Annotated in this window: 17 protein-coding genes, 1 tRNA gene and 1 pseudogene; 14 read left to right on the forward strand and 5 right to left on the reverse strand. The window is 71.3% G+C overall.

Features of this window, described 5'->3' with window-relative positions:
* Positions 1–119 precede the first annotated feature (119 nt).
* From FGW31_RS22515 to FGW31_RS22540, 6 genes are all read left to right on the forward strand, one after another.
* The gene (locus FGW31_RS22515; protein ID WP_142195281.1) at positions 120–893 is read left to right on the forward strand and encodes a hypothetical protein; all 774 of its coding nucleotides are present in this window, start codon (positions 120–122) and stop codon (positions 891–893) included.
* A gap of 206 nt (positions 894–1,099) precedes the next feature.
* Complete coding sequence (locus FGW31_RS22520; RefSeq protein ID WP_142195282.1) at positions 1,100–1,372, forward strand: hypothetical protein; 273 nt, start codon at positions 1,100–1,102, stop codon at positions 1,370–1,372.
* A 187-nt stretch (positions 1,373–1,559) separates the two neighbouring features.
* The gene (locus FGW31_RS22525; RefSeq protein ID WP_142195283.1) at positions 1,560–2,078 is read left to right on the forward strand and encodes a tyrosinase family oxidase copper chaperone; all 519 of its coding nucleotides are present in this window, start codon (positions 1,560–1,562) and stop codon (positions 2,076–2,078) included.
* A complete protein-coding gene (locus FGW31_RS22530; protein WP_142195284.1) occupies positions 2,062–2,928 on the forward strand; it encodes a tyrosinase family protein in 867 nt (288 codons plus the stop codon). The genes FGW31_RS22525 and FGW31_RS22530 overlap by 17 nt, the downstream gene beginning before the upstream one ends.
* Positions 2,929–3,133: 205 nt before the next feature.
* On the forward strand, positions 3,134–3,418 hold the full coding sequence (locus FGW31_RS22535; RefSeq protein WP_142195285.1) for a hypothetical protein: 285 nt from the start codon (positions 3,134–3,136) through the stop codon (positions 3,416–3,418).
* Positions 3,419–3,599: 181 nt separating this feature from the next.
* Positions 3,600–3,857 carry a hypothetical protein gene (locus tag FGW31_RS22540; protein ID WP_142195286.1) on the forward strand — a complete coding sequence of 86 codons (258 nt, stop codon included), beginning with the start codon at positions 3,600–3,602 and terminating at the stop codon, positions 3,855–3,857.
* Positions 3,858–4,119: 262 nt separating this feature from the next.
* On the opposite strand, the gene FGW31_RS22545 is transcribed toward FGW31_RS22540, so the two are convergent.
* Positions 4,120–4,917: an alpha/beta fold hydrolase gene (locus FGW31_RS22545; RefSeq protein WP_233452552.1), complete on the reverse strand. Its 798-nt coding sequence runs from the start codon at positions 4,915–4,917 to the stop codon at positions 4,120–4,122.
* 424 nt (positions 4,918–5,341) lie between these two features.
* On the opposite strand from FGW31_RS22545, the gene FGW31_RS22550 reads away from it, so the two are divergent.
* Positions 5,342–5,749: a DUF6416 domain-containing protein gene (locus tag FGW31_RS22550; RefSeq protein WP_233452553.1), complete on the forward strand. Its 408-nt coding sequence runs from the start codon at positions 5,342–5,344 to the stop codon at positions 5,747–5,749.
* Between the two features lie 192 nt (positions 5,750–5,941).
* Positions 5,942–7,510, forward strand: coding sequence for a right-handed parallel beta-helix repeat-containing protein (locus tag FGW31_RS22555; protein ID WP_182674730.1), 1,569 nt, complete (start codon positions 5,942–5,944; stop codon positions 7,508–7,510).
* A gap of 127 nt (positions 7,511–7,637) precedes the next feature.
* Here the strand turns inward: FGW31_RS22555 and FGW31_RS22560 are convergent, their stop codons facing one another.
* Together FGW31_RS22560 and FGW31_RS22565 are read right to left on the reverse strand one after the other, a co-directional pair.
* Positions 7,638–8,114 (reverse strand): excalibur calcium-binding domain-containing protein, encoded by a 477-nt coding sequence (locus FGW31_RS22560; RefSeq protein ID WP_142195289.1) that lies wholly within the window; start codon positions 8,112–8,114, stop codon positions 7,638–7,640.
* 355 nt (positions 8,115–8,469) lie between these two features.
* Positions 8,470–8,545 (reverse strand) — tRNA-Arg (locus FGW31_RS22565).
* 322 nt (positions 8,546–8,867) lie between these two features.
* Here FGW31_RS22565 and FGW31_RS22570 point away from each other — a divergent pair.
* From FGW31_RS22570 to FGW31_RS22590, 5 genes are all read left to right on the forward strand, one after another.
* The gene (locus FGW31_RS22570) at positions 8,868–10,478 is read left to right on the forward strand and encodes a dynamin family protein (protein WP_142195290.1); all 1,611 of its coding nucleotides are present in this window, start codon (positions 8,868–8,870) and stop codon (positions 10,476–10,478) included.
* Positions 10,479–10,481: 3 nt separating this feature from the next.
* Positions 10,482–12,287, forward strand: coding sequence for a YfjP family GTPase (locus tag FGW31_RS22575; RefSeq protein ID WP_142195291.1), 1,806 nt, complete (start codon positions 10,482–10,484; stop codon positions 12,285–12,287).
* Positions 12,288–12,518: 231 nt separating this feature from the next.
* Positions 12,519–13,001 carry a single-stranded DNA-binding protein gene (locus FGW31_RS22580; RefSeq protein ID WP_142195292.1) on the forward strand — a complete coding sequence of 161 codons (483 nt, stop codon included), beginning with the start codon at positions 12,519–12,521 and terminating at the stop codon, positions 12,999–13,001.
* 278 nt (positions 13,002–13,279) lie between these two features.
* The gene (locus FGW31_RS22585) at positions 13,280–14,695 is read left to right on the forward strand and encodes a Cys-Gln thioester bond-forming surface protein (protein ID WP_142195293.1); all 1,416 of its coding nucleotides are present in this window, start codon (positions 13,280–13,282) and stop codon (positions 14,693–14,695) included.
* 219 nt (positions 14,696–14,914) lie between these two features.
* Positions 14,915–15,562 (forward strand): hypothetical protein, encoded by a 648-nt coding sequence (locus FGW31_RS22590; protein ID WP_233452554.1) that lies wholly within the window; start codon positions 14,915–14,917, stop codon positions 15,560–15,562.
* 248 nt (positions 15,563–15,810) lie between these two features.
* On the opposite strand, the pseudogene FGW31_RS22595 reads toward FGW31_RS22590, so the two are convergent.
* Positions 15,811–15,906, reverse strand: a pseudogene (locus tag FGW31_RS22595) (IS5/IS1182 family transposase); the annotation flags it as partial.
* A gap of 143 nt (positions 15,907–16,049) precedes the next feature.
* Positions 16,050–16,907 (reverse strand): MerR family transcriptional regulator, encoded by an 858-nt coding sequence (locus FGW31_RS22600; protein WP_142195295.1) that lies wholly within the window; start codon positions 16,905–16,907, stop codon positions 16,050–16,052.
* Positions 16,908–17,581: 674 nt separating this feature from the next.
* Between FGW31_RS22600 and ettA the strand changes: the two genes are divergently transcribed.
* On the forward strand, positions 17,582–19,246 hold the full coding sequence (gene ettA / locus FGW31_RS22605) for an energy-dependent translational throttle protein EttA (RefSeq protein ID WP_142195296.1): 1,665 nt from the start codon (positions 17,582–17,584) through the stop codon (positions 19,244–19,246).
* Positions 19,247–19,250: the final 4 nt, after the last annotated feature.

Genomic DNA, 19,250 nt, shown 5'->3' on the forward strand with positions numbered 1-19,250 from the left:
CAGGCAGGACGGGCAACGGGGTGAGCGCAGGGTCCGCGAACGGCCCATGATCGGTTGCGGGACCTCACGGGCGCTTCCACGGTGGGCTCAGGATCCGACGTTCACCGAAAGGAACACCCATGCGTGCTCTGCCTGCCCGGCGCATCGCACTCGGCGCGTGCTGCGCCGCCCTCCTGGTCGGGATCACCGGCCCCACCGCCATGGCTGCCGACGCGGCCCGCGAGCACACCCGCGTGGTCTCCTCCGACACCCTGCTCGCGCAGGTCGGGAACCTCGACGCGCACGAGCACGAACTCACCCCCGTCGTCGACCTGCTGAAGGCGGTACTCGAGGCGGACGGCGGCCAGCTTCCTCCGGACGAGGCCAGGCGACTCGGCGAGGCCGCGAAGGAAGCGCTGGCGGACGCGGTCGCGAAGAGCCAGGCCACGGCCGCGCGGACCACCGTCCCGTCCGCGCCGCCGGCCCCGGTGACGGACCCGCTCCCCGTCGAAACCGACACGGACACCGACACGGACACCGACACCGACACGGATGCCGACACCGAGGCCGAGGCCGTCCCGGCGGAAACGCTCCCGGCGCCCCAGACCCTCCCGGCCGACGCCGAGCCCCAGCTCGTCGGTGACCTGCTGGGCGCTCTGCGCGAGGCCGTGGACAGCCTCCTGGACCTGCTCCTGTCCGCCGACGAGCAGGCCGCCGCCCAGACGCCCTCCGCGTCCGACAGCCTGCTGACCCACGTCGGCAACCTCGTCGACGCGCTGGTCGGCACCGAGCCGCAGGTGTCGGTCCAGCCCGCTCCCGCCACCACGACGTCGCAGACCCAGGTGCCGCTGCTCCAAGGCATCACGCTCCCCACGCTCGCCTCCGTCACCTCGCTGCTCCTCCCGCCCTCCTGACCACCCGGGCGCGCAGCGGCACGAGGACGGACACGAGGAACTGGCGCGGGGAGCTGGCACGAGGAACTGATATGAGTCCTCATACGAGGGCTCATATGAGGACTCCTCCATCTTCGGTGAACCCGGTTTCCGCCCGCGTCATGGCTCGTTGGGCACGGCGACACCCTCCCCCTCCGGCTCCTCGCGTTGCCGAAGAAAGGAACACGATGAAGTCCCTGAAGGCCGCCGCCGTCATCGCCGGGTCGCTGATCGCCACCGGTGCCGCCGCCCCCGCGTACGCCAGCAGCTCCGCCGACCCGATGCACGGCTTCAACGACAGCGTGAGGCCGGTCCAGGACGTGTCGGCCTTCGACACCCGGCTGCCGACGGACGCGCTCGCCATCGAAAGGGACAACCCGGTGCTCAATGCCGTCGTGGACGCCATGACCGCGCTGAACGACTCCGGTTCGGAGCGCCGCACGATCACCCGGCAGAGCTGACACCACGCCCCTGAGCGACAGGACGGCCCTCGGTGCATTCCGAGGGCCGTCCTTCTGCGTGTCCGGACGCACTCCGTGCGCACCGCACGAGCGCGCCGCTGATCACCGTCCTGGCCGCGTCGCGGTGACCGCGCGCCTCGTTCGGCGGTTACGGCTACGACAACCGCACGGACGAGGGAGTTGCACCATGGTCGTCAGCACTGGCGGGGCACCGGTGGGTGCCGGGGAGGACGGAGCACCGGGCCCGGTGCCGCCCGAACCGGGCGGCGGGACACGACGGCAGGTGATCCGCGCCCTGCGTGCCGGCGTGCTCGCCGCCGGCCTCGCTCCGGCGCTCGCCGCGTTCCGCTTTCCGCGCCCCGGGCCGCCACCGACGCACCACGCCCCGGACGGCACCGCCTTCGACCTGAGCCACCGGGGCCACCGCATCCGCGGCGTCCGGACCGCCGCGCCGGGCGCGGCCGACGAGGGCCGGTGGCACGTCACCGTGGACGGCCGCCCTCTGCACCTGATGCGCCGCGCCGACGGCAGCTGGCTCAGCATGGTCGACCACTACTGCTCCTACCCGACACCGCTCGCGGCCGCCCGCGCCGCCGTGGACGCACTCGCCCCCGGTGACCGGCTGCGCGACGAGGAGGCCCCGGCACACCACGGCACGGGACGGCGGCACGAGCACCGGGGAGGCCGGCATGGCGTACGTGCGTAAGGACGCCGCCACGCTCACGGCCACCGAGAAGCGCCGGTTCGTCAACGCGGTGCTGGAGGTCAAACGCCGGGGCGAGTACGACGAGTTCGTGCGCACGCACCTCGCGTACTACTCCTCCGACGGCGAGCGCGGACTGCGCACCGCGCACATGGCGCCCTCCTTCCTGCCCTGGCACCGCAGGTTCCTGCTCGACCTGGAGAACGCCCTGCGCCGCGTGGACTCCTCGGTGACCCTGCCGTACTGGGACTGGACGCGCGATCGCACGAGCCGTTCCGCGCCGTGGACGGACGACTTGATGGGCGGCAACGGGCGTTCCTCCGACCACCGCGTGACGACCGGCCCGTTCGCCCACGCGGCGGGCAACTGGCCCCTCACCGTGGGCGTGACCGACGCGGAGTACCTCACCAGGGACCTCGGCCGCCGCCGCGCCCCGATCGACCTCCCCGCGAAGAGCGATCTGGAGTGGGCGCTCAAGGACCCGGCCTACGACACGGCGCCCTGGGACTCCACGGTCACCCGGGGTTTCCGCAACAAGCTGGAGGGCTGGGGCACCGGCCGGGGCAGCGCCTCCTGGCGCAACCACAACCGGGTGCACCGCTGGGTCGGCGGGGTCATGCTGTCCGCCGCCTCCGTCAACGACCCCGTCTTCTGGCTGCACCACGCCTTCGTGGACCTGTTGTGGTCCCGCTGGCAGCGCCGGCACGGCGGCGCCCGCTACCTGCCCGCGTCGCCGCCGGGCTCCGGCGACGCGCAGCGGGGCCGCGTCGTGGCACGCCACGAGACGCTGCCGCCGTGGGACGTGACGCCGGCCGAGCTGGAGGACGTCAGCGGGATCTACCGGTACGCGTGAGGCGGCATGGCGGGCCCTGTCGCCACGACGCACGGGGCGTTGGTCCATCCGATTCGTGGCCAGACGCGCACCTACCTGCGGTTTCTCAAGGAATTTACGCAGATGGGCGTTTCGATCCGCCGAAACCGGCTCACGTCGCCTAGAGTTGCCACTGTCAGTGACCGGTCCGCTACGGACTGTGTCCCTTGCAAGAAACGGAGAGGTAATGCGCAAGTTCCAGAAGGCTGCCGTCGTGGTGGCCATGCTCGGTTCGGTCGGTACCCTCGGCGCCGGCACCGCGGTTGCCAACGACGGCCCGTCCAACGAGTTCAAGGTCTCGGGCGGCGGCTGCACCGTCGAGGGCGACTCGGTCAGCGTCCTCAGCAACATCGGGATCCTGAACGGCGGCATCGTGTCCGGCATCCTGCACTTCGGTGAGGACCCGGACGGCACCACGAGCCTGGACCAGGGCCACGAGGTCGACTGCTCCACCCGCGGGTTCACCGGCTGAATTCGAGCCGAAGACTGAGGACAGGCCCCGGGGCGCAAGCCCCGGGGCCTCTCCCCAAAACACTCCTCACGAACCCGAGCGTTGCTCTCGCGCCACCTCCTGAGGTGGCGCACACCCGGTTGCCACTTGGTTCGAGATGCGCAGCGCCTGGGGGGAACTACCGCAAAAAGGAAATAAGCGGATGCAGAACTTGAAGAAGATCGCAGTTGTGGCGAGCATGCTGGGAAGCTCCGTTCTGATGGGGCTCGGCACCGCCCAGGCCAATGAGCCGGCCCCCCTCCCCGCCTGCGACGAGCAGGCCAGCGACGGCCACTGCGGGCAGAAGCGTGAGTACCGCTACACCACCGAGGACGGCCAGCACGTCCACGTCGTGGTCGAGCGCGAGGCGTGCGCGATCCGGGGCGCCAGCACCGTGGACTGCTCCCTCCACCACCCCTGACGGGCCCCGCGGCGATGACGCCCACGCGAAGCGGCCGTGCCCCCCTTGAGCTGCGCATGGCCCCCGCCGCGACGCGGTGAGCAGTGACCGTACGAACGGCAGATGGCCGGACCCGATTCCCGGGTCCGGCCATTCGGTGTTGTGCGACGGGCCCGGACCGGTTCGGACCCGAGAACACGGGTGTGCCGCGGAACGCGTGCAGACGTGTGAGCCGCCCGCTCGACGCGGGCGGCTCACACGTACCCGATGCGGCGTCGGCACCTCACCCGGCCGAGAGGCCCAGTGACTCCACGGCGTTGCAGTACGGAAGGCCCTCGATGGAGGCGTCGGTGAAGAACCGGCCGATCAGGTCCGAGGATTCCTCCCTGCGCTCGACCGTGACCAGGTGGTCGGTCTCCTTGACCGTGGTGAACAGCGCCGCGGGCATGGCCTCGGCCAGCTCGCGGCCCATCTGCGGAGTGCACAGGGTGTCGTACTCCCCCGTGAACACCAGGGAGGGGACGGCGGGGATCGGCAGGGGCCGGTAACAGCCGTGCGTCACCAGCCTCGTGTTGTGCTCGACCGCCTTCTTGATCTCGTCCGGCGTCTGGTTCATGAACTGCTGGTGGAGCAGGCGCGCCACGGCCGCGTGCCGGCGGACCTTGCCGGCGCCCGGGTTCGACATGAACAGCTGCACCAGACCGTCGGCGGCCCCTCCGATGTCACCCCGCTCGAGCGCATGCGTCAGGCGCGGTACGGCATCGGTGTAGATCCCGGGGAGCCGAATCGCCGCACCCGCGAAGACGATGCGCCTGACGAGCCCCGGATGCAGCTGTGCGAAGCGGAGGCCCACGACCTCACCGAAGCAGCCGCCGAACAGGTTCACCTGCGGCAGGCCGAGCTCCGTCACCATGTGCGCGACCGCTTCGGCGAGGAAATCGATGCCGTACCGGGCGGGCAGGAAGTCCGAGCTGCCGTACCCGGGAAGGTCCACGGTGATCAGCGTGCACAGCGGCGTCAGCCACTTCTCGTGCCCCTGCCAGGAGTACCGGTTCTGTGACGAGCCTCCGAGCAGCAGCAACGGCTCCGTCCGCGGAGCGCTCCGATGCACGATCCGGCACGTGTACGCGAAGCCCTCGAAAACCAGCCGTCGCTCTTCCACCTGCTCCGGAACTGGCGGAACAGGCCCGGAGCACCCGGCGGTCGGTGGGTCCTGGGCGACGACGGCAGTGCGCATGAGCGGCTCCGGAGGGGCGGAACGACGGCGAACCGTTCCATGATTACCAGGAACCACACGGTTCAGACGTAATCACTCAATTGTGGGCGATCCGACTCCGCGGTAGGGACAGGGGGATGCGGGCGCACATCCACGGACGCCACCGCACACCGTCCCGTCCGTCGCACGTACGGGCGCATCGGCGGCAAGGCCCGGCGCGGCGGGCCCTCGATGCGCTACAACGAGGCAGAGCCAAGTGGCCTGACGGGGACGGGAGATGAGGGCTGACGTGACGGTGTATCTGGCCGAGGACGATCCGCGTTGGGCCGAGCACTCCGACGGTGAGGGGCACCACGACGCGCCTCAGTGGCGCCCGGAGGACGTGGAACGCGCCGCGGTGTTCCTGGCCGGCATCGCGCCGCAGGCCCGGCAGGTGCTCGAGTACCTGCTCCGCAGCCCCGGCCGGACGGTCCACTGCACGGAACTGGTGGACGAGGTCCTGGGCGGGCAGGGGGCCGGCGACCCGGCGCGGCGTGTGGCGGGCGTGCTGTCCGGCATGAGCAAGGAGCGCGCGCACAGCGGGCGGCGCTATCCGTTCCACTGGTGGGAGGCCCCCGAGGGCGGCACCGGCGCGACCTACGCGGTCCGCCCCTCGGTGGCGGCGGTCTTCCTGGCCGCCCGGCTCACCGACGACTGACCGGCCTACGGTCGGACGATTTTCCTGCCTGCGCCTTGCGGAGCCCCGTAAGGCGCCACACGGCGGGGACAGTTGGTGGGACCGCGGTACCGCGCTGCCGCACATCGCCTGGCGATCCCGCCCCGCGAAGACCGGACACGTCACGACCGGCTCTGTGTCAGTATGTGCGCGTTACGGCGGGGGAGGGGTGTCGTGTCCGGTCAGCCTGCGGCGTTCATGAGCTACGTCCGGTTCAACGATCAGCATGACGACGGTCTGCTCAGTCAGTTCAGGGAACGGCTCGGTGCCGAGGTGCGGGCGCAGACGGGCGAGGAGTTCGCGATCTTCCAGGATCGCAACGATGTCGCCTGGGGCCAGAACTGGCAGCAGCGCATCGACGAAGCGCTGGATGCGGTGACGCTGTTGCTGGTCATCGTCACGCCGAGTCTGTTCCGCAGCCCCGCCTGCCGGTCGGAGGTGGCACGGTTCCTGGAGCGGGAGCAGGAGCTGGGCCGTACGGACCTGATCCTGCCGGTGTACTACATCAGCGCACAGGAGCTGGACGATCCGGAGCTGCGCGCATCCGACGAGATGGCCCGGGTGCTGCACTCGCGCCAGTACGCCGACTGGCGCGAGCTGCGGTTCGAGCCGTTCACCTCGCCAGTGGTCCGCAAGGCCACCGCGCAGCTGGCGTCACGCATGCGGGACACGTTCTGGAAGCCGCCCTCCGCCCTCCGGATGCCCACCGCCCGCCGCACGGATGCCCATGAAGAAGAGCCCAGGGCTGCGGAACGGATGGGCGAGGGGGCCAGGAGGAGCACGGCCAAGTCCGAACCGCCGACCCATGTCGTCGACCCCTACCACCGGGGAGACTTCACGACCATCGGCACGGCGATCAAGGCGGCGCAACCAGGCGACCGGATCCTGGTCCGGCCGGGCCTCTACGAGGAGGGCCTGGTGATCGACAAACCGCTGGAGGTGCTCGGTGACGGCCCGGCCGCCGACATCCAGATCCGCGCCGTCGACGCCGACGCTCTGCTGTTCCAAGCCAGCATCGGCCGGGTCACCAACCTGACCCTGTGCCAGACGGGGGAGGACTGGTTCGGCGTGGACATCACCCAGGGGCGGCTGGAGCTCGAAGGCTGCGACATCAGCAGTCGGGGGCTCTCGTGCGTCGCCATCCGCAACGGAGCCGATCCGCGCCTGCGCCGCAACCGGATCCACGACGGCAAGGAGTCCGGCGTCTACGTCTACGCCAGCGGTCTGGGGACGCTGGAGGACAACGAGATCACCTGCAACACCGGGGTGGGCGTGGTGATCAGCGAGGGCGGCAACCCCACTCTGCGCCGCAACCAGATTCACGACAACAAGGAGTCCGGCGTCCTCGTCTACGACAGCGGTCTGGGGACGCTGGAGGACAACGACATCACCGGCAACACCCTGCAGGGCGTGGCGATCAGCGAGGGCGGCAACCCCACTCTGCGCCGCAACCGGATCCACGACAACAAGCAGGCCGGCGTCTTCGTCCATGACAGTGGTCTGGGGACGCTGGAGGACAACGACATCACCGACAACAGCAAGGCTGGTGTGGTGATCGCGACGAGCGGCAAGTCGAACGTCCGCGCCAACCGGATCAAGGGCAACGGGTATGAGGCGATATGGATATATGAGGGGGGTGGTGGTGTGGTCGAGCACAATGATCTGAGAGGCAACGCCATGGGCGCGTGGGACCTCGCAGCGGACTGCAAGGACAATGTGTTCCGCGCCCATAACAAGGAGTGAAGGCGACGCGCGGCCTGTGCGGCGCGCTTCTCGCGGCGCCGCGGCTGCCGTCCTGCGCCTGGACCTGTGCGGGCGACGCCTCGCCGGCGCCTTGCCGCCCTGTCCCGGCCCGCGGGCCTGTTGCCTGTCAGCTGTCGCAGCCGGTGCCGTCGCCGTCACGGTCCAGATGGGAGCCGTACCCGGGTTCGCCGCGGTGCACGGGTGCGGCACCGGCGGCGCGGGCGGCGTCGCAGTTCCGGTAGTAGACGCTGCCGCCGCCGCTGCTGTCGTCATCGCCGCCGCCGTACCCGCCGCCGGATCCGCTGACGGGTTCTTCGGTGACGGTCTTCGTCACCTCCACCTCCACCTCGACGGTCTCGGTGACGGTGGGGGCGGGCTCGGGCTCGGTGGTGGGGGTCGCCGTGACGGTCGCGGTGACCGTCGCGGACGGGGCCGCCTTGGCCGCGGCAGGCTTCGCATCGTTCTGCGGCTGGGAGTCGCCGGAGCCGGCTCCGACACCTATGAGGAACGCGAAGGCGAGCGCAGGCAGCACGTACCGCTTGCGCGCCCACTTGGGGGCGGGGCGGCCAGGGGCAGGGGGTGCGGGCGTGAAGGGGTTGGTCATTGACTTCCCGTCAGATGGGTGCGGATGGGCTGACGGTAGCGGTCGAGTGAAGGAAATGTGAAACCGTAACATCTGTTTTGATCATGGAATGGTTGTGGTGATTCCACCCCTCGGGTGACATGCCTGCAGTTCAGGCCGGAAGGGGGTGGGGGCCGGCGTCGCCGGGACGTGCCGAAAATCGTGTTGCGCGGGGTGCCCGCGCGCCGGCCTGGCGGAGGAGTGGGGTGCTCCGGGCGGCGGCCGGGAGACCTGCGGTCCGGCGAGTGACGCGGTCGTTGCCGCCGGTGCTGCCGTCGGAGATACCGAAACGCCCTGGAGAGGAGACCCCCTCTGGGGTGTTCTTGCTGGCAGGAGGTGGCGCCCCCGGCAGGACTCGAACCTGCGGCCAAGCGCTTAGAAGGCGCCTGCTCTATCCACTGAGCTACGGGGGCCGGGTGTGGTGGCCTCTGTCGTGGTGCCCGGGACCGGGCTGTTCCACGACCGTGCCGGAGACAAGGATAGGGCTCCCGCATCCTTGTCCCTGCGTGCCTCGCCTCCGTGGCTCTATGTGGAGGTTCGGTGAAGCGGTCCTGATAATCGCAGGCAGGTACGAATCGTGCACCGCTTTTGGCCTCTCGCGCATCGGGTGTTGTGTACTCGTTATGCCTGGACTGTGCCCGTGTCTCAGTCATCCCTTCCGTCCGATGTGTTCTGTCGGCGCGCAGACATGCTCATATGCTTCAGAATTCCCCTAAAATTGGGCATTCTTCGCATGTGGTGACCTTGGACGTACGGCCTCAGCTGCTCGACGCACTCTCCGCCCTGCGCGACCGTGTCGCCGCCGCACGCTTTCCGCTGCCTCTCGCGGGTGCCGCACGCGCGCGTGCCAACCGCGACGAACTGCTCGCCCAGCTCGACGACTATCTGGTGCCCCGGCTGAAGGACCCCGAGGCGCCCCTGTTGGCCGTCGTCGGAGGCTCCACCGGAGCCGGGAAGTCCACCCTGGTGAACTCCCTGGTGGGCCGGCGGGTCAGTGAGGCCGGTGTGCTGCGGCCGACGACACGGACGCCGGTGCTCGTCTGCCATCCGGAGGACCACCACTGGTTCAGCGGAATGCGGGTGCTGCCCGACCTCACGCGCGTATGGGTGCCGCACCACCAGGACCCGGCGGACGACCTGCTGCTGCCGGGCGAGAACCCCGCGCGGGTGCTGCGCATCGAGACCGCCGACACCCTGCCGCCCGGCCTCGCCCTCCTCGACGCACCCGACATCGACTCCCTGGTGTCCGACAACCGGGTCCTCGCCGCCGAACTCATCAGCGCCGCGGACATCTGGGTCATGGTCACCACCGCCGCCCGGTACGCCGACGCCGTGCCCTGGCACATGCTGCGCACCGCCAAGGAGTACGACGTCACCCTGGTGACCGTCCTGGACCGCGTGCCCCACCAGGTCGTCTCCGAGGTGTCACGGCAGTACGGGGCCCTGCTGACCAAGGCCGGACTCGGCCACGTACCGCGCTTCACCGTGCCGGAGCTGCCCGAGTCGGCGTGGGGCGGCGGGCTGCTGCCCGCCACCGCCGTGGCCGCGCTGCGGACCTGGCTCGTCCACCAGACGCTGGATCCCGCCGCCCGGCAGCACGTGATGTCCCGCACCGCCCACGGCGTCCTCGACTCCCTCAACGCCCGCATGCCGGAACTGGCCGGTGCCGCCGCCGCCCAGTACGCCGCCGCCCTGCGGCTCACCACCGCCGTCGAAGGGGCCTACGACAGCGAACACGCGCGGGTGCGCGGCCGGCTCCAGGCGGGCGCCGTGCTCGCCGGGGACGCGCTCAAACGGTGGCGCGCCTTCCCCCTGGACTGCACCCCGGGCGAACTCCTCGACACCCTCGTGGAGAGCCTCGGCGCGCTGCTGCTGTGCGCCGTGGCCGCCGCCGACGAACGCGTCGACGACGCCTGGCGGCGCGAACCCGCCTCGCAGGCCCCCGAGCTCACCCGGCCCGACCCGGCACCGGAGAGCCCCGAGCACCGCATCGGGCTGGCCGTACGGCGCTGGCGGCGCGAACTCGAGGAGTACGCCGAGGACGAGGTGCGCGAACTGGAACGCGGCGCCGCACCGGACGCCGAACTGGTGGCCGCGCTGGTCGCCACGGCCCTGCTGGGCGGCCGGCGGGCCCGCACCGCCGGTGAGGGGCTCGCCGAGCGGATCGGCGCGCACGGCGCGCTGCGGCTGCGGGACCGCGGCGGCCGGCTGCTCCTGGACGTCGTGGACCGGGTCATGCACGCCGAACGCGAGCGCCGGCTCGCCCCGCTCGACGCCCTCGAGGTGCACGCGGAGCCCCAGGCGGAACTCATCGCCGCGTTGTCCGTACTGCAGAAGGAGAGGTGACCGGTGACCGCCGTCACTGACCAGGACCACACCGAGCACCCCGAGAACTCCCCGGACCGAACCGACCCCGATGCCGGCGACGCCTCCGCACGCGCCGACGCCGGCGAGCCCTGGGACGACGGGCTGATCGCGCGGCGCGTCAACGGCACCGCAGGGGAGGAGCAGCGCGCGGCCACCGAGCCCCGGGCCTCCACACCGCAGACGGTGACCCCCCTCGTGTACGACCCGCAGCTGGGGTCGCGGCTCGACGCGCTGCGCGAGCTGGTGGGGCTCTCCCGGGCCCGCCTCGACAGCCGGACCCTGGCGGGCGCGGGCCGGGTCCTCGACGAGTCCGCCGCGCGGCGCAGGCTCTCCGGGCAGCACACCGTGGTCGCCATCGCGGGCGCCACCGGAAGCGGCAAGTCGCAGCTGTTCAACGCGCTGGCCGGGGTGCCCATCTCGGAGACCGGCGTACGGCGGCCGACGACCGCGGCGCCCATCGCGTGCAGCTGGAGCGACGGCGCGGCCGCCCTCATCGAACGCCTCGGCATCCCGCCTAGGCTCAGACGGCGGCCCCTGCAGGCCACGACCGACGCGGACGAGCGGCTGCGCGGGCTGGTCCTGGTCGACCTGCCCGACCACGACTCGGCGGCCGTGCAGCACCGGGAGCAGGTGGACCGCGTGCTGGGGCTGGTCGACGCCGTCATCTGGGTCGTCGACCCCGAGAAGTACGCCGACGCCATGCTGCACGAGCGCTACCTGCGGCCCATGGCGGCCCACGCGGAGGTCACGTTCGTCGTCCTCAACCAGGTCGACCGGCTGCCCGGTGAGGCCGCCGAGCAGGTCCTGGACGATCTGCGGCGGCTGCTCGACGAGGACGGCATCGTCCTCGGCGAGTACGGCGAACCCGGCGCGACCGTGCTCGCGCTGTCCGCGCTCACCGGCGACGGCGTCGGTGAACTGCGCGAGGCGCTCGGCCGGTTCGTCGCCGAGCGCGGCGCACCGGCCCGACGGATCTCCGCGGACGTGGACATCGCGGCGGCCCGGCTGTGGCCCGTGTACGCCACCCGGCGGCGCACCGGGCTGAGCGAGGAGGCACGCGAGGAGTTCTCGGACCGGCTCGCGGACGCCGTGGGCGCGACGGCGGCCGGCGAGGCGGCCGAACGCGCGTGGCTGCGCAACGCCAACCGCGCCTGCGGCACGCCCTGGCTGCGGCTGTGGCGCTGGTGCCGGGAGCGGAACGAGCCGTCCACCGGCCGGGTCGCGCTGCGCGGACAGCCGGACGAGGAGGCCACGGCCCGGCAGCGCGTCGAGCAGGCGGTGCGCACGGTGGCCGAGCGGGCCTCGGCCGGGCTGCCCGCGCCGTGGGCGCAGGCGGTGCGGGAGGCGGCCGTGCGCGGCTCCCAGGGGCTGCCGGAGGCACTGGACGAACTGGCCGTACGCGCGGGGCTGCCGCCGGGCCGGCCGCCGCGGCCCGGGTGGTGGCCCGTGGCGGTGCTCGCCCAGGCGTCGATGACGATCCTTCAGTTCGTGGGCGGACTGTGGCTGCTGGGGCAGATCATCGGGGTCATGGCGCCGAACCTCGGGGTGCCGGTGCTGCTGATGTCGATCGGCATCGTGGGCGGCCCGCTCATCGAGTGGAGCTGCCGCATGGCGGCGCGCGGGCCCGCCCGGAGGTACGGACTGGAGGCGGAGAGACGGCTGCGGGAGGCGGCCTCGGGCTGCGGCCGGGCACGCGTACTGGACCCGGTGGCGGCGGAACTGCTGCGGTACCGGGAGGTGCGCGAGCAGTACGGGCGGGTCGTGGGCGTGGGAAGCGGCGGCAGGTGACGCGCCGGCACACGGCGGACGGACTCGTTCGGGTGGCGGGGTTGTCCACAGGCCGGCGCTGATCCACAGTCCGCGGCGGGCCCGGCCCGGCGGAGGCAGTCTGGCTGCACGGCGATCGCGGGACGGCCCGCGGTCACCGCGCCAGACGGCAGCCGTACGGGACGGGCCCGTACGCGTGTCCGCCCGGCGCCGGCGTGAGGGCCGGCGGGCCGGGTGAGGGAGGGAAGCGCGATGAACGAGACGATGGTGTGCGTGGTGGGGAACGTGGCGACGCAGCCGGTGTACCGGGAGACGGCGTCGGGCCCGGCGGCGCGGTTCCGGGTGGCGGTCACCTCCCGCTACTGGGACCGGGAGAAGAGCGCCTGGGCGGACGGGCACACCAACTTCTTCACGGTGTGGGCCAACCGCCAGCTCGCCACCAACGCGGCGGCGTCGCTGTCGGTGGGCGATCCGGTGATCGTCCAGGGCAGGCTGAAGGTGCGCACGGAGACGCGCGAGGGGCAGCAGGGCCGGACGTCGGCGGACATCGACGCGGTCGCGCTCGGCCACGACCTCGCGCGCGGTACGACCGCCTTCCGCCGGGCGCAGCGGCCGGAGCAGGCAACCGGGCAGGACGGGCGGCCGGAGCCCGACTGGGAGACACCGGCGGCCGGTTCACCGGCCGCGCGGCAGGAGGCAGTACAACAGCCGCCGGAACCCGCCATGGTGACGTGATGTCAGCGGTCCGGCCTCGGGCGCCGGGCGTGACCGAAGCGAGGCTTATCGGCAGATGCATGCCGAACCATCCCCGATGGATTTGTCGATAAGCCCTGCTCACGGGCGCCTCGGCGATAACGATTCCGAGTCGGATCACTCCCGCGACGCGATCACCGGCGAGCGCGCCGCACCGCCTCTTTAGGATTCCGGGCATGGCTCCCGGTGCTCCGGGGGCCGGTGATTCTGCTGGTGGGACCGCCCCCCACGTCAACGGGTCCTACTCGGAAGGGATTTCGGTGTTTGCTTCGTTCTCCGCGTGGTCCGCGCGCGGACGTGGGTCGGCCCGCCTCACCGCGGGGACGCTGGCGTCCGGACTCCTCGCCACGGCCGTGATCGCCGGTGCCGGGACGGCCGCCGCCGACGGCGAGGAGACGCCGCAGGGCCACAGCGGAGCCGCCGCGACCATAGGCGGGCTCAAGACGTACGGCGCCGCCGTGATCCACGGCGCCGGCGGCGACCAGGAGGTGTCGGCGGGCCTGTTCGAGATGTCCGTCGAGGGCGGCGGCATGCTCCAGACGTACTGCGTCGACATCCACACGCCCACCCAGAAGGACGCCAAGTACCGCGAGACCGCCTGGAGCGGCACCTCGCTGGGCACCAACAAGGACGCCGGCCGGATCCGCTGGATCCTGCAGAACAGCTACCCGCAGGTGAACGATCTCGCGGCGCTCGCGAAGAAGGCCGGAGTGCGCGGCCAGCTCACCGAGCAGGACGCGGCGGCGGGCACGCAGGTCGCCATCTGGCGCCACTCCGACGACGTGGACGTGGAGGCCCTCGACCCGCAGGCCGAGCAGCTCGCCGACTATCTGCAGAAGAACGCCCGCAACCAGCCCGAGCCCCAGGCGTCCCTGACCCTGGACCCGCCCGCGGTCTCCGGCCGCCCGGGCGAGCGGATCGGCCCGGTGACCGTCCGCACGGACGCGCCCGGAGTGACGGTCGTGCCGCCCGCGGACGCCGCCACCAGCGGGGTGCGGATCGTGGACAAGGACGGCGAGCCCGTCACCACGGCGACCGACGGCGGCCAGGTCTTCTTCGAGGTGCCCGAGGACGCGGCCGCCGACACCGCGGAACTCACCGTGCAGGCCTCGACCACCGTGCCCGTCGGCCGTGCCTTCGTCTCCGACAGCCGCAGCCAGACGCAGATCCTCGCAGGTTCCAGCGAGTCCACCGTCTCCGCGACGGCGAGTGCCACCTGGGCGCTGGAGGGCGCGATACCCGCGCTGTCCGCCCGCGAGAACTGCGCCGAGGGCGGCGTCGACGTCACCGTGGCCAACCAGGACGACGAGCCGTTCACCTTCGAACTGGCCGGAGCGGAGCACACCGTCGCGGCCCGGGCGTCCACCACGGTGACGGTCCCGCTGGACGAGGACCAGCCGTACGACTTCACGGTCGAGGGGCCCGGAGGCTTCGAGCAGCGGTTCAGCGGCATGCTCGACTGCCGCACCCGCGCCTCCGAGATCGGCACCACCACCCACCCCCTCGGCGGACCGAGCCCCGCCCCGGTCGGCGGCGCGGCCACCGACACCAACCTCGCCGAGACGGGCGCCGCGAACCTCACCCCGTGGATCGCCGGCACCGCCATCGCCCTGGTCGTCCTCGGCGGCGCGGGCCTGGTCGTCACCCGCCGCAGGAACACTCCGTCCGGCGGCTGAGCAGGGTTCCCTCGCTCGATGCCCGCTCCGGCGCCTCGCTGCTGCGGTGGCCCTGCGAACGGCCTCGGGGTGGCAGCCGATGAGCACGCTGCCCCGACACGGCCCCGTCCGGCGCTCCACATACCGCAGGCCCTCCGCCAAGGTGCCGGAGCGGCGCACCTCCGACGGCCGGCGTGGCGGGCTGCGTAGGATCACCACCCGAGGGGTGATGGCATGGGCATGAGGAACTCTCGGTGGTGCGCGGCGACCGCGGTGGCGTTGCTGCTGACCGGCTGTGGTGGCGGCACGGAGGACGACAGCGGGAACGGCAAGGCGGTGCCGCTCACGAAGGAACAGGTGCGCAAGGCGCTGCCGGACGGCGAGGCCATGGCGGGCTGGAAGCAGTCCGCCCGGCCGATGGCCGTCGAGATGAACGAGTTGTACCGGGGGCTGGACTGCCCCATCAAGGACAACGCGGGCTGCGAGAACGCCCGCTTCCACGGCGCCTCCACCTTCCGGCACGATGCCGACGCCGCCAACGTCACCTTCCTGATCATCGCCTACGACAGCGAACCGGCTGCCCGGAAGGCGTACGACGTGCTCTGGGACGGCTACTACGGCGGGCGTGCGGGACAGCGGGCGAAGACGTTCGCGCTCGGCCCGATCGGTGACGAGCGCAACGCCCGGTTCGGTACGTCCGGCTTCCAGGGCGAGCCCGGAGCCGTGGCCCAGATCCGGGTCGGCACGACGCTGCTGTGGACCCTGGCGGCCTCGCCGCGCAAGGGCGGCATCGACGAGGACGGTGTCCGGGACCTGGCCAAACTGCTCGCGGAACGGTCCCGGCAGGCCCAGAACGGCGACCAGCCGTCCGCCGCACTCGGCGACTGACCGGGCGGTGACGCCGGGACCCGCAACTCGATGGTGCCCGTGCCGGAGACCGTACGCACGTCCTGGACGGTGGTGCCGGGCGTGGTACGCCTGGGGCCGCCCGGCGTCGCTGCCGCTGCGGTGACCGTACGAGTTACTGGCGGACGGCAGGCCCGTGCAGCCGTCGACGTAAGCTGCGACCTCGGGCCGGGCCGTCCCCGGCCTGCCCGATGCCGACCGACAGTGACAGGCGAGGACCGGGTGGCATTCCCGGGCGGCAGGACCCGCCACCGGGACCGGACAGCCTTCAGATGGCGCCGCAGCAGACCGGCGAGGTGGTTGACGGTGCGCGTGGACAGTGGCAGACGGCACTGGTGGACAAGCGGGCAGGCGTGCTCTTCGGCTCTCTTCACACGGTGCCCAACGGCCTCCGGAGGCACCGTGGTTACGTTCGCGCTGCACCATTCCGGGCCGCTCTTGACGGGCTCGCCCCGAGCACCGATTCCAGTCAGCAGGTCCGTGGGGTGTCGCCGTCCTGATCGGCCGGGTAAAGCAGTTCGACGACACGTTCCTCGTACCGGACCCGGGCCGGGGAGAAGTCGTACGGCATCTTGCCGATGGCCTCCATCGGGCTCATCCTCGCCTCGCCTTCCTCCTCGCCGGCGTGCTCGTCCTCCTGGTCCAGGAGGACTTCGAGGGCCTCGTCCAGGCCGGATCTGTCGATGGCGGCTCCCAAGGCGGTCTCATGAGCACACCGCTGGGCGGCCAGGTCCTCGATGCGGGGGTCGTCGGGGGACATGGTGTCGTCCAGGGCCGCCTCGGCCTCGGCCAGGCGGTCCTCCTCGGCCCGCAACTCGGGGTGGGTGGCCAGGACGATGAACCGGTTGGCCTGCACGGCGGCGCCCAGGGAGCCGAAGATGCGCTCCGTGACCAGAAGGGTGTCGAGATCGGCCGGGCGCAGGGACCCGGGCGGCAGATCGTGCAGGCGGCCACTGACCAGCGGTGAGAGCAGGCCCAAGGGGCTGCCCACCTCGCGGAGGCGGTGCACGGCGGCCAACTGGGCCTCGATGGCGGCCGCCTTGGAGACGAGGGACTCCTCCAGCCGGGCCAGGGACTGCTCGATGCCGGTGGCGCCCTCGAAGCCGGCCCGGATGTCGTCCAGGGGGATACCCGCATCAGCCATCCTGCGGATCCACAGCAGGCGGATCATGTCGTCGTATACGTAGCGGCGGCGGCCGTCGCTGCCGCGTTCTGGTTCGGCGAGGAGCCCGATCGAGTGGTAGTGGCGGATGGCGCGGGGTGTGGTCCCGGCGAACGCGGCGGCATCGCCAATCTTGACCCGTCGGGGAAACGCAGGAAGGGGCATGCGCGGGAACCTCTCAATGTCGTGCTCGCCGCCTACTGGAGCACATGCCGCTACGGCACATGCAAGCCCCGCTGCCGTAGGCGCGCCCCGCGCTCCCGCACCATCAAGGGTCGTACGGATCGCTGCACGGGCAAGAAGACGTCCCGGACAAGCAGACTTGGGAACAGAGCAGGGGTGGGGAGTGCAGTCGATGAGTGCCATCAGGGCGGCAGCGTCCCTGGTCGCAGGCGAGTGGTGAACCGGCCGTCGCGCACTTTCAGTGGCTGCCAGTGACTCGTCCTGTCGAGAGGCAGGCGCAGGACGGCCGTCGGTTCGTCAGCCGGTGCGGAGGAAGCGAGGCCGGGCGTCGGCCATGACGGCCGTAAGCGGCGGCGGTGCCTGCCCTCAGGAGGAGCACGACCGGTGCTCGTCGGTCCAAACGGAGGTGCCGGGCTCGGTCGCGACGGCGGCCCGACCCCGTGCAATGTTGCCATCCGGTGATCGTCTCCGGGCCGTCCCTGGGCCGTGCGGGGGTGCCCGAGGTCGACCGACAGTGACAGGTGAGGCTCGGGCGGCATCCAGGAAAGGCCAGGTCAAGGGCCCCGCACGGAACGCGTTTCCTCCCAGGGGTGGCGGTGCGGCAAGATGGGGTGTATCTGCCCACTGCCAGATTTCAAGCTGCCGGACGGTTTCTCTTGGCTGAGTTCATTTACACCATGCGCAAGGCGCGCAAAGCGCACGGCGACAAGGTGATCCTCGACGACGTCACCCTGAGCTTCCTGCCGGGGGCGAAGATCGGTGTCGTCGGTCCGAACGGCGCGGGTAAGTCGACCGTTCTGAAGATCATGGCGGGGCTGGAACAGCCGTCGAACGGTGACGCCTTCCTCACTCCCGGTTACACCGTGGGCATCCTGCTTCAGGAGCCCCCGCTGAACGAGGACAAGACCGTTCTGGAGAACGTCCAGGAGGGTGTCGCCGAGGTCAAGGGCAAGCTCGACCGGTTCAACGAGATCGCCGAGCAGATGGCGACCGAGTACACCGACGAGCTCATGGACGAGATGGGCAAGCTGCAGGAGCAGCTCGACCACGCCAACGCCTGGGACCTCGACGCCCAGCTGGAGCAGGCCATGGACGCGCTGGGCTGCCCGCCCGGCGACTGGCCGGTCGCCAACCTCTCCGGTGGCGAGAAGCGCCGCGTGGCGCTGTGCAAGCTGCTGCTGGAGGCGCCCGACCTGCTGCTGCTCGACGAGCCCACCAACCACCTCGACGCCGAGTCGGTGAACTGGCTGGAGCAGCACCTCGCCAAGTACGAGGGCACCGTCGTGGCCGTGACCCACGACCGGTACTTCCTGGACAACGTCGCCGGCTGGATCTGCGAGGTCGACCGCGGCCGGCTGCACGGCTACGAGGGCAACTACTCCAAGTACCTGGAGACCAAGGCCGCCCGCCTCAAGGTCGAGGGCCAGAAGGACGCCAAGCGGCAGAAGCGGCTCAAGGAAGAACTCGAGTGGGTGCGCTCCAACGCCAAGGGGCGGCAGGCCAAGTCCAAGGCGCGTCTGGCCCGTTACGAGGAGATGGCCGCCGAGGCCGACAAGATGCGGAAGCTGGACTTCGAGGAGATCCAGATCCCGCCGGGCCCGCGCCTGGGCAACGTGGTCGTCGAGGTCAACAACCTCACCAAGGGCTTCGGCGAGAAGCTCCTCATCGACGACCTGTCGTTCACGCTGCCGCGCAACGGCATCGTCGGCATCATCGGACCGAACGGCGCGGGCAAGACCACGCTGTTCAAGATGATCCAGGGCATCGAGGAGCCGGACTCCGGTTCCATCAAGGTCGGCGACACCGTCAAGATCTCCTACGTCGACCAGAGCCGCGAGAACATCGACCCGAAGAAGACGCTGTGGGCCGTCGTCTCCGACGAGCTGGACTACATCAACGTCGGCCAGGTCGAGATGCCGTCGCGGGCGTACGTCTCCGCGTTCGGCTTCAAGGGCCCGGACCAGCAGAAGCCCGCGGGCGTGCTCTCCGGCGGTGAGCGCAACCGCCTCAACCTCGCGCTCACCCTCAAGCAGGGCGGCAACCTGCTGCTCCTCGACGAGCCGACCAACGACCTCGACGTCGAGACGCTCTCCAGCCTGGAGAACGCGCTGCTGGAGTTCCCCGGCTGTGCCGTGGTCGTCTCCCACGACCGGTGGTTCCTGGACCGGGTCGCCACGCACATCCTCGCCTACGAGGGTGACTCCAAGTGGTTCTGGTTCGAGGGCAACTTCGAGTCGTACGAGAAGAACAAGATCGAGCGGCTCGGTCCGGACGCCGCGCGTCCGCACCGCGCCACCTACAAGAAGCTGACCCGGGGCTGATCTC

The sequence above is a fragment of the Streptomyces calvus genome, from assembly GCF_006782915.1.
In the GTDB taxonomy this organism is placed as follows: Bacteria; Actinomycetota; Actinomycetes; order Streptomycetales; family Streptomycetaceae; genus Streptomyces; species Streptomyces calvus.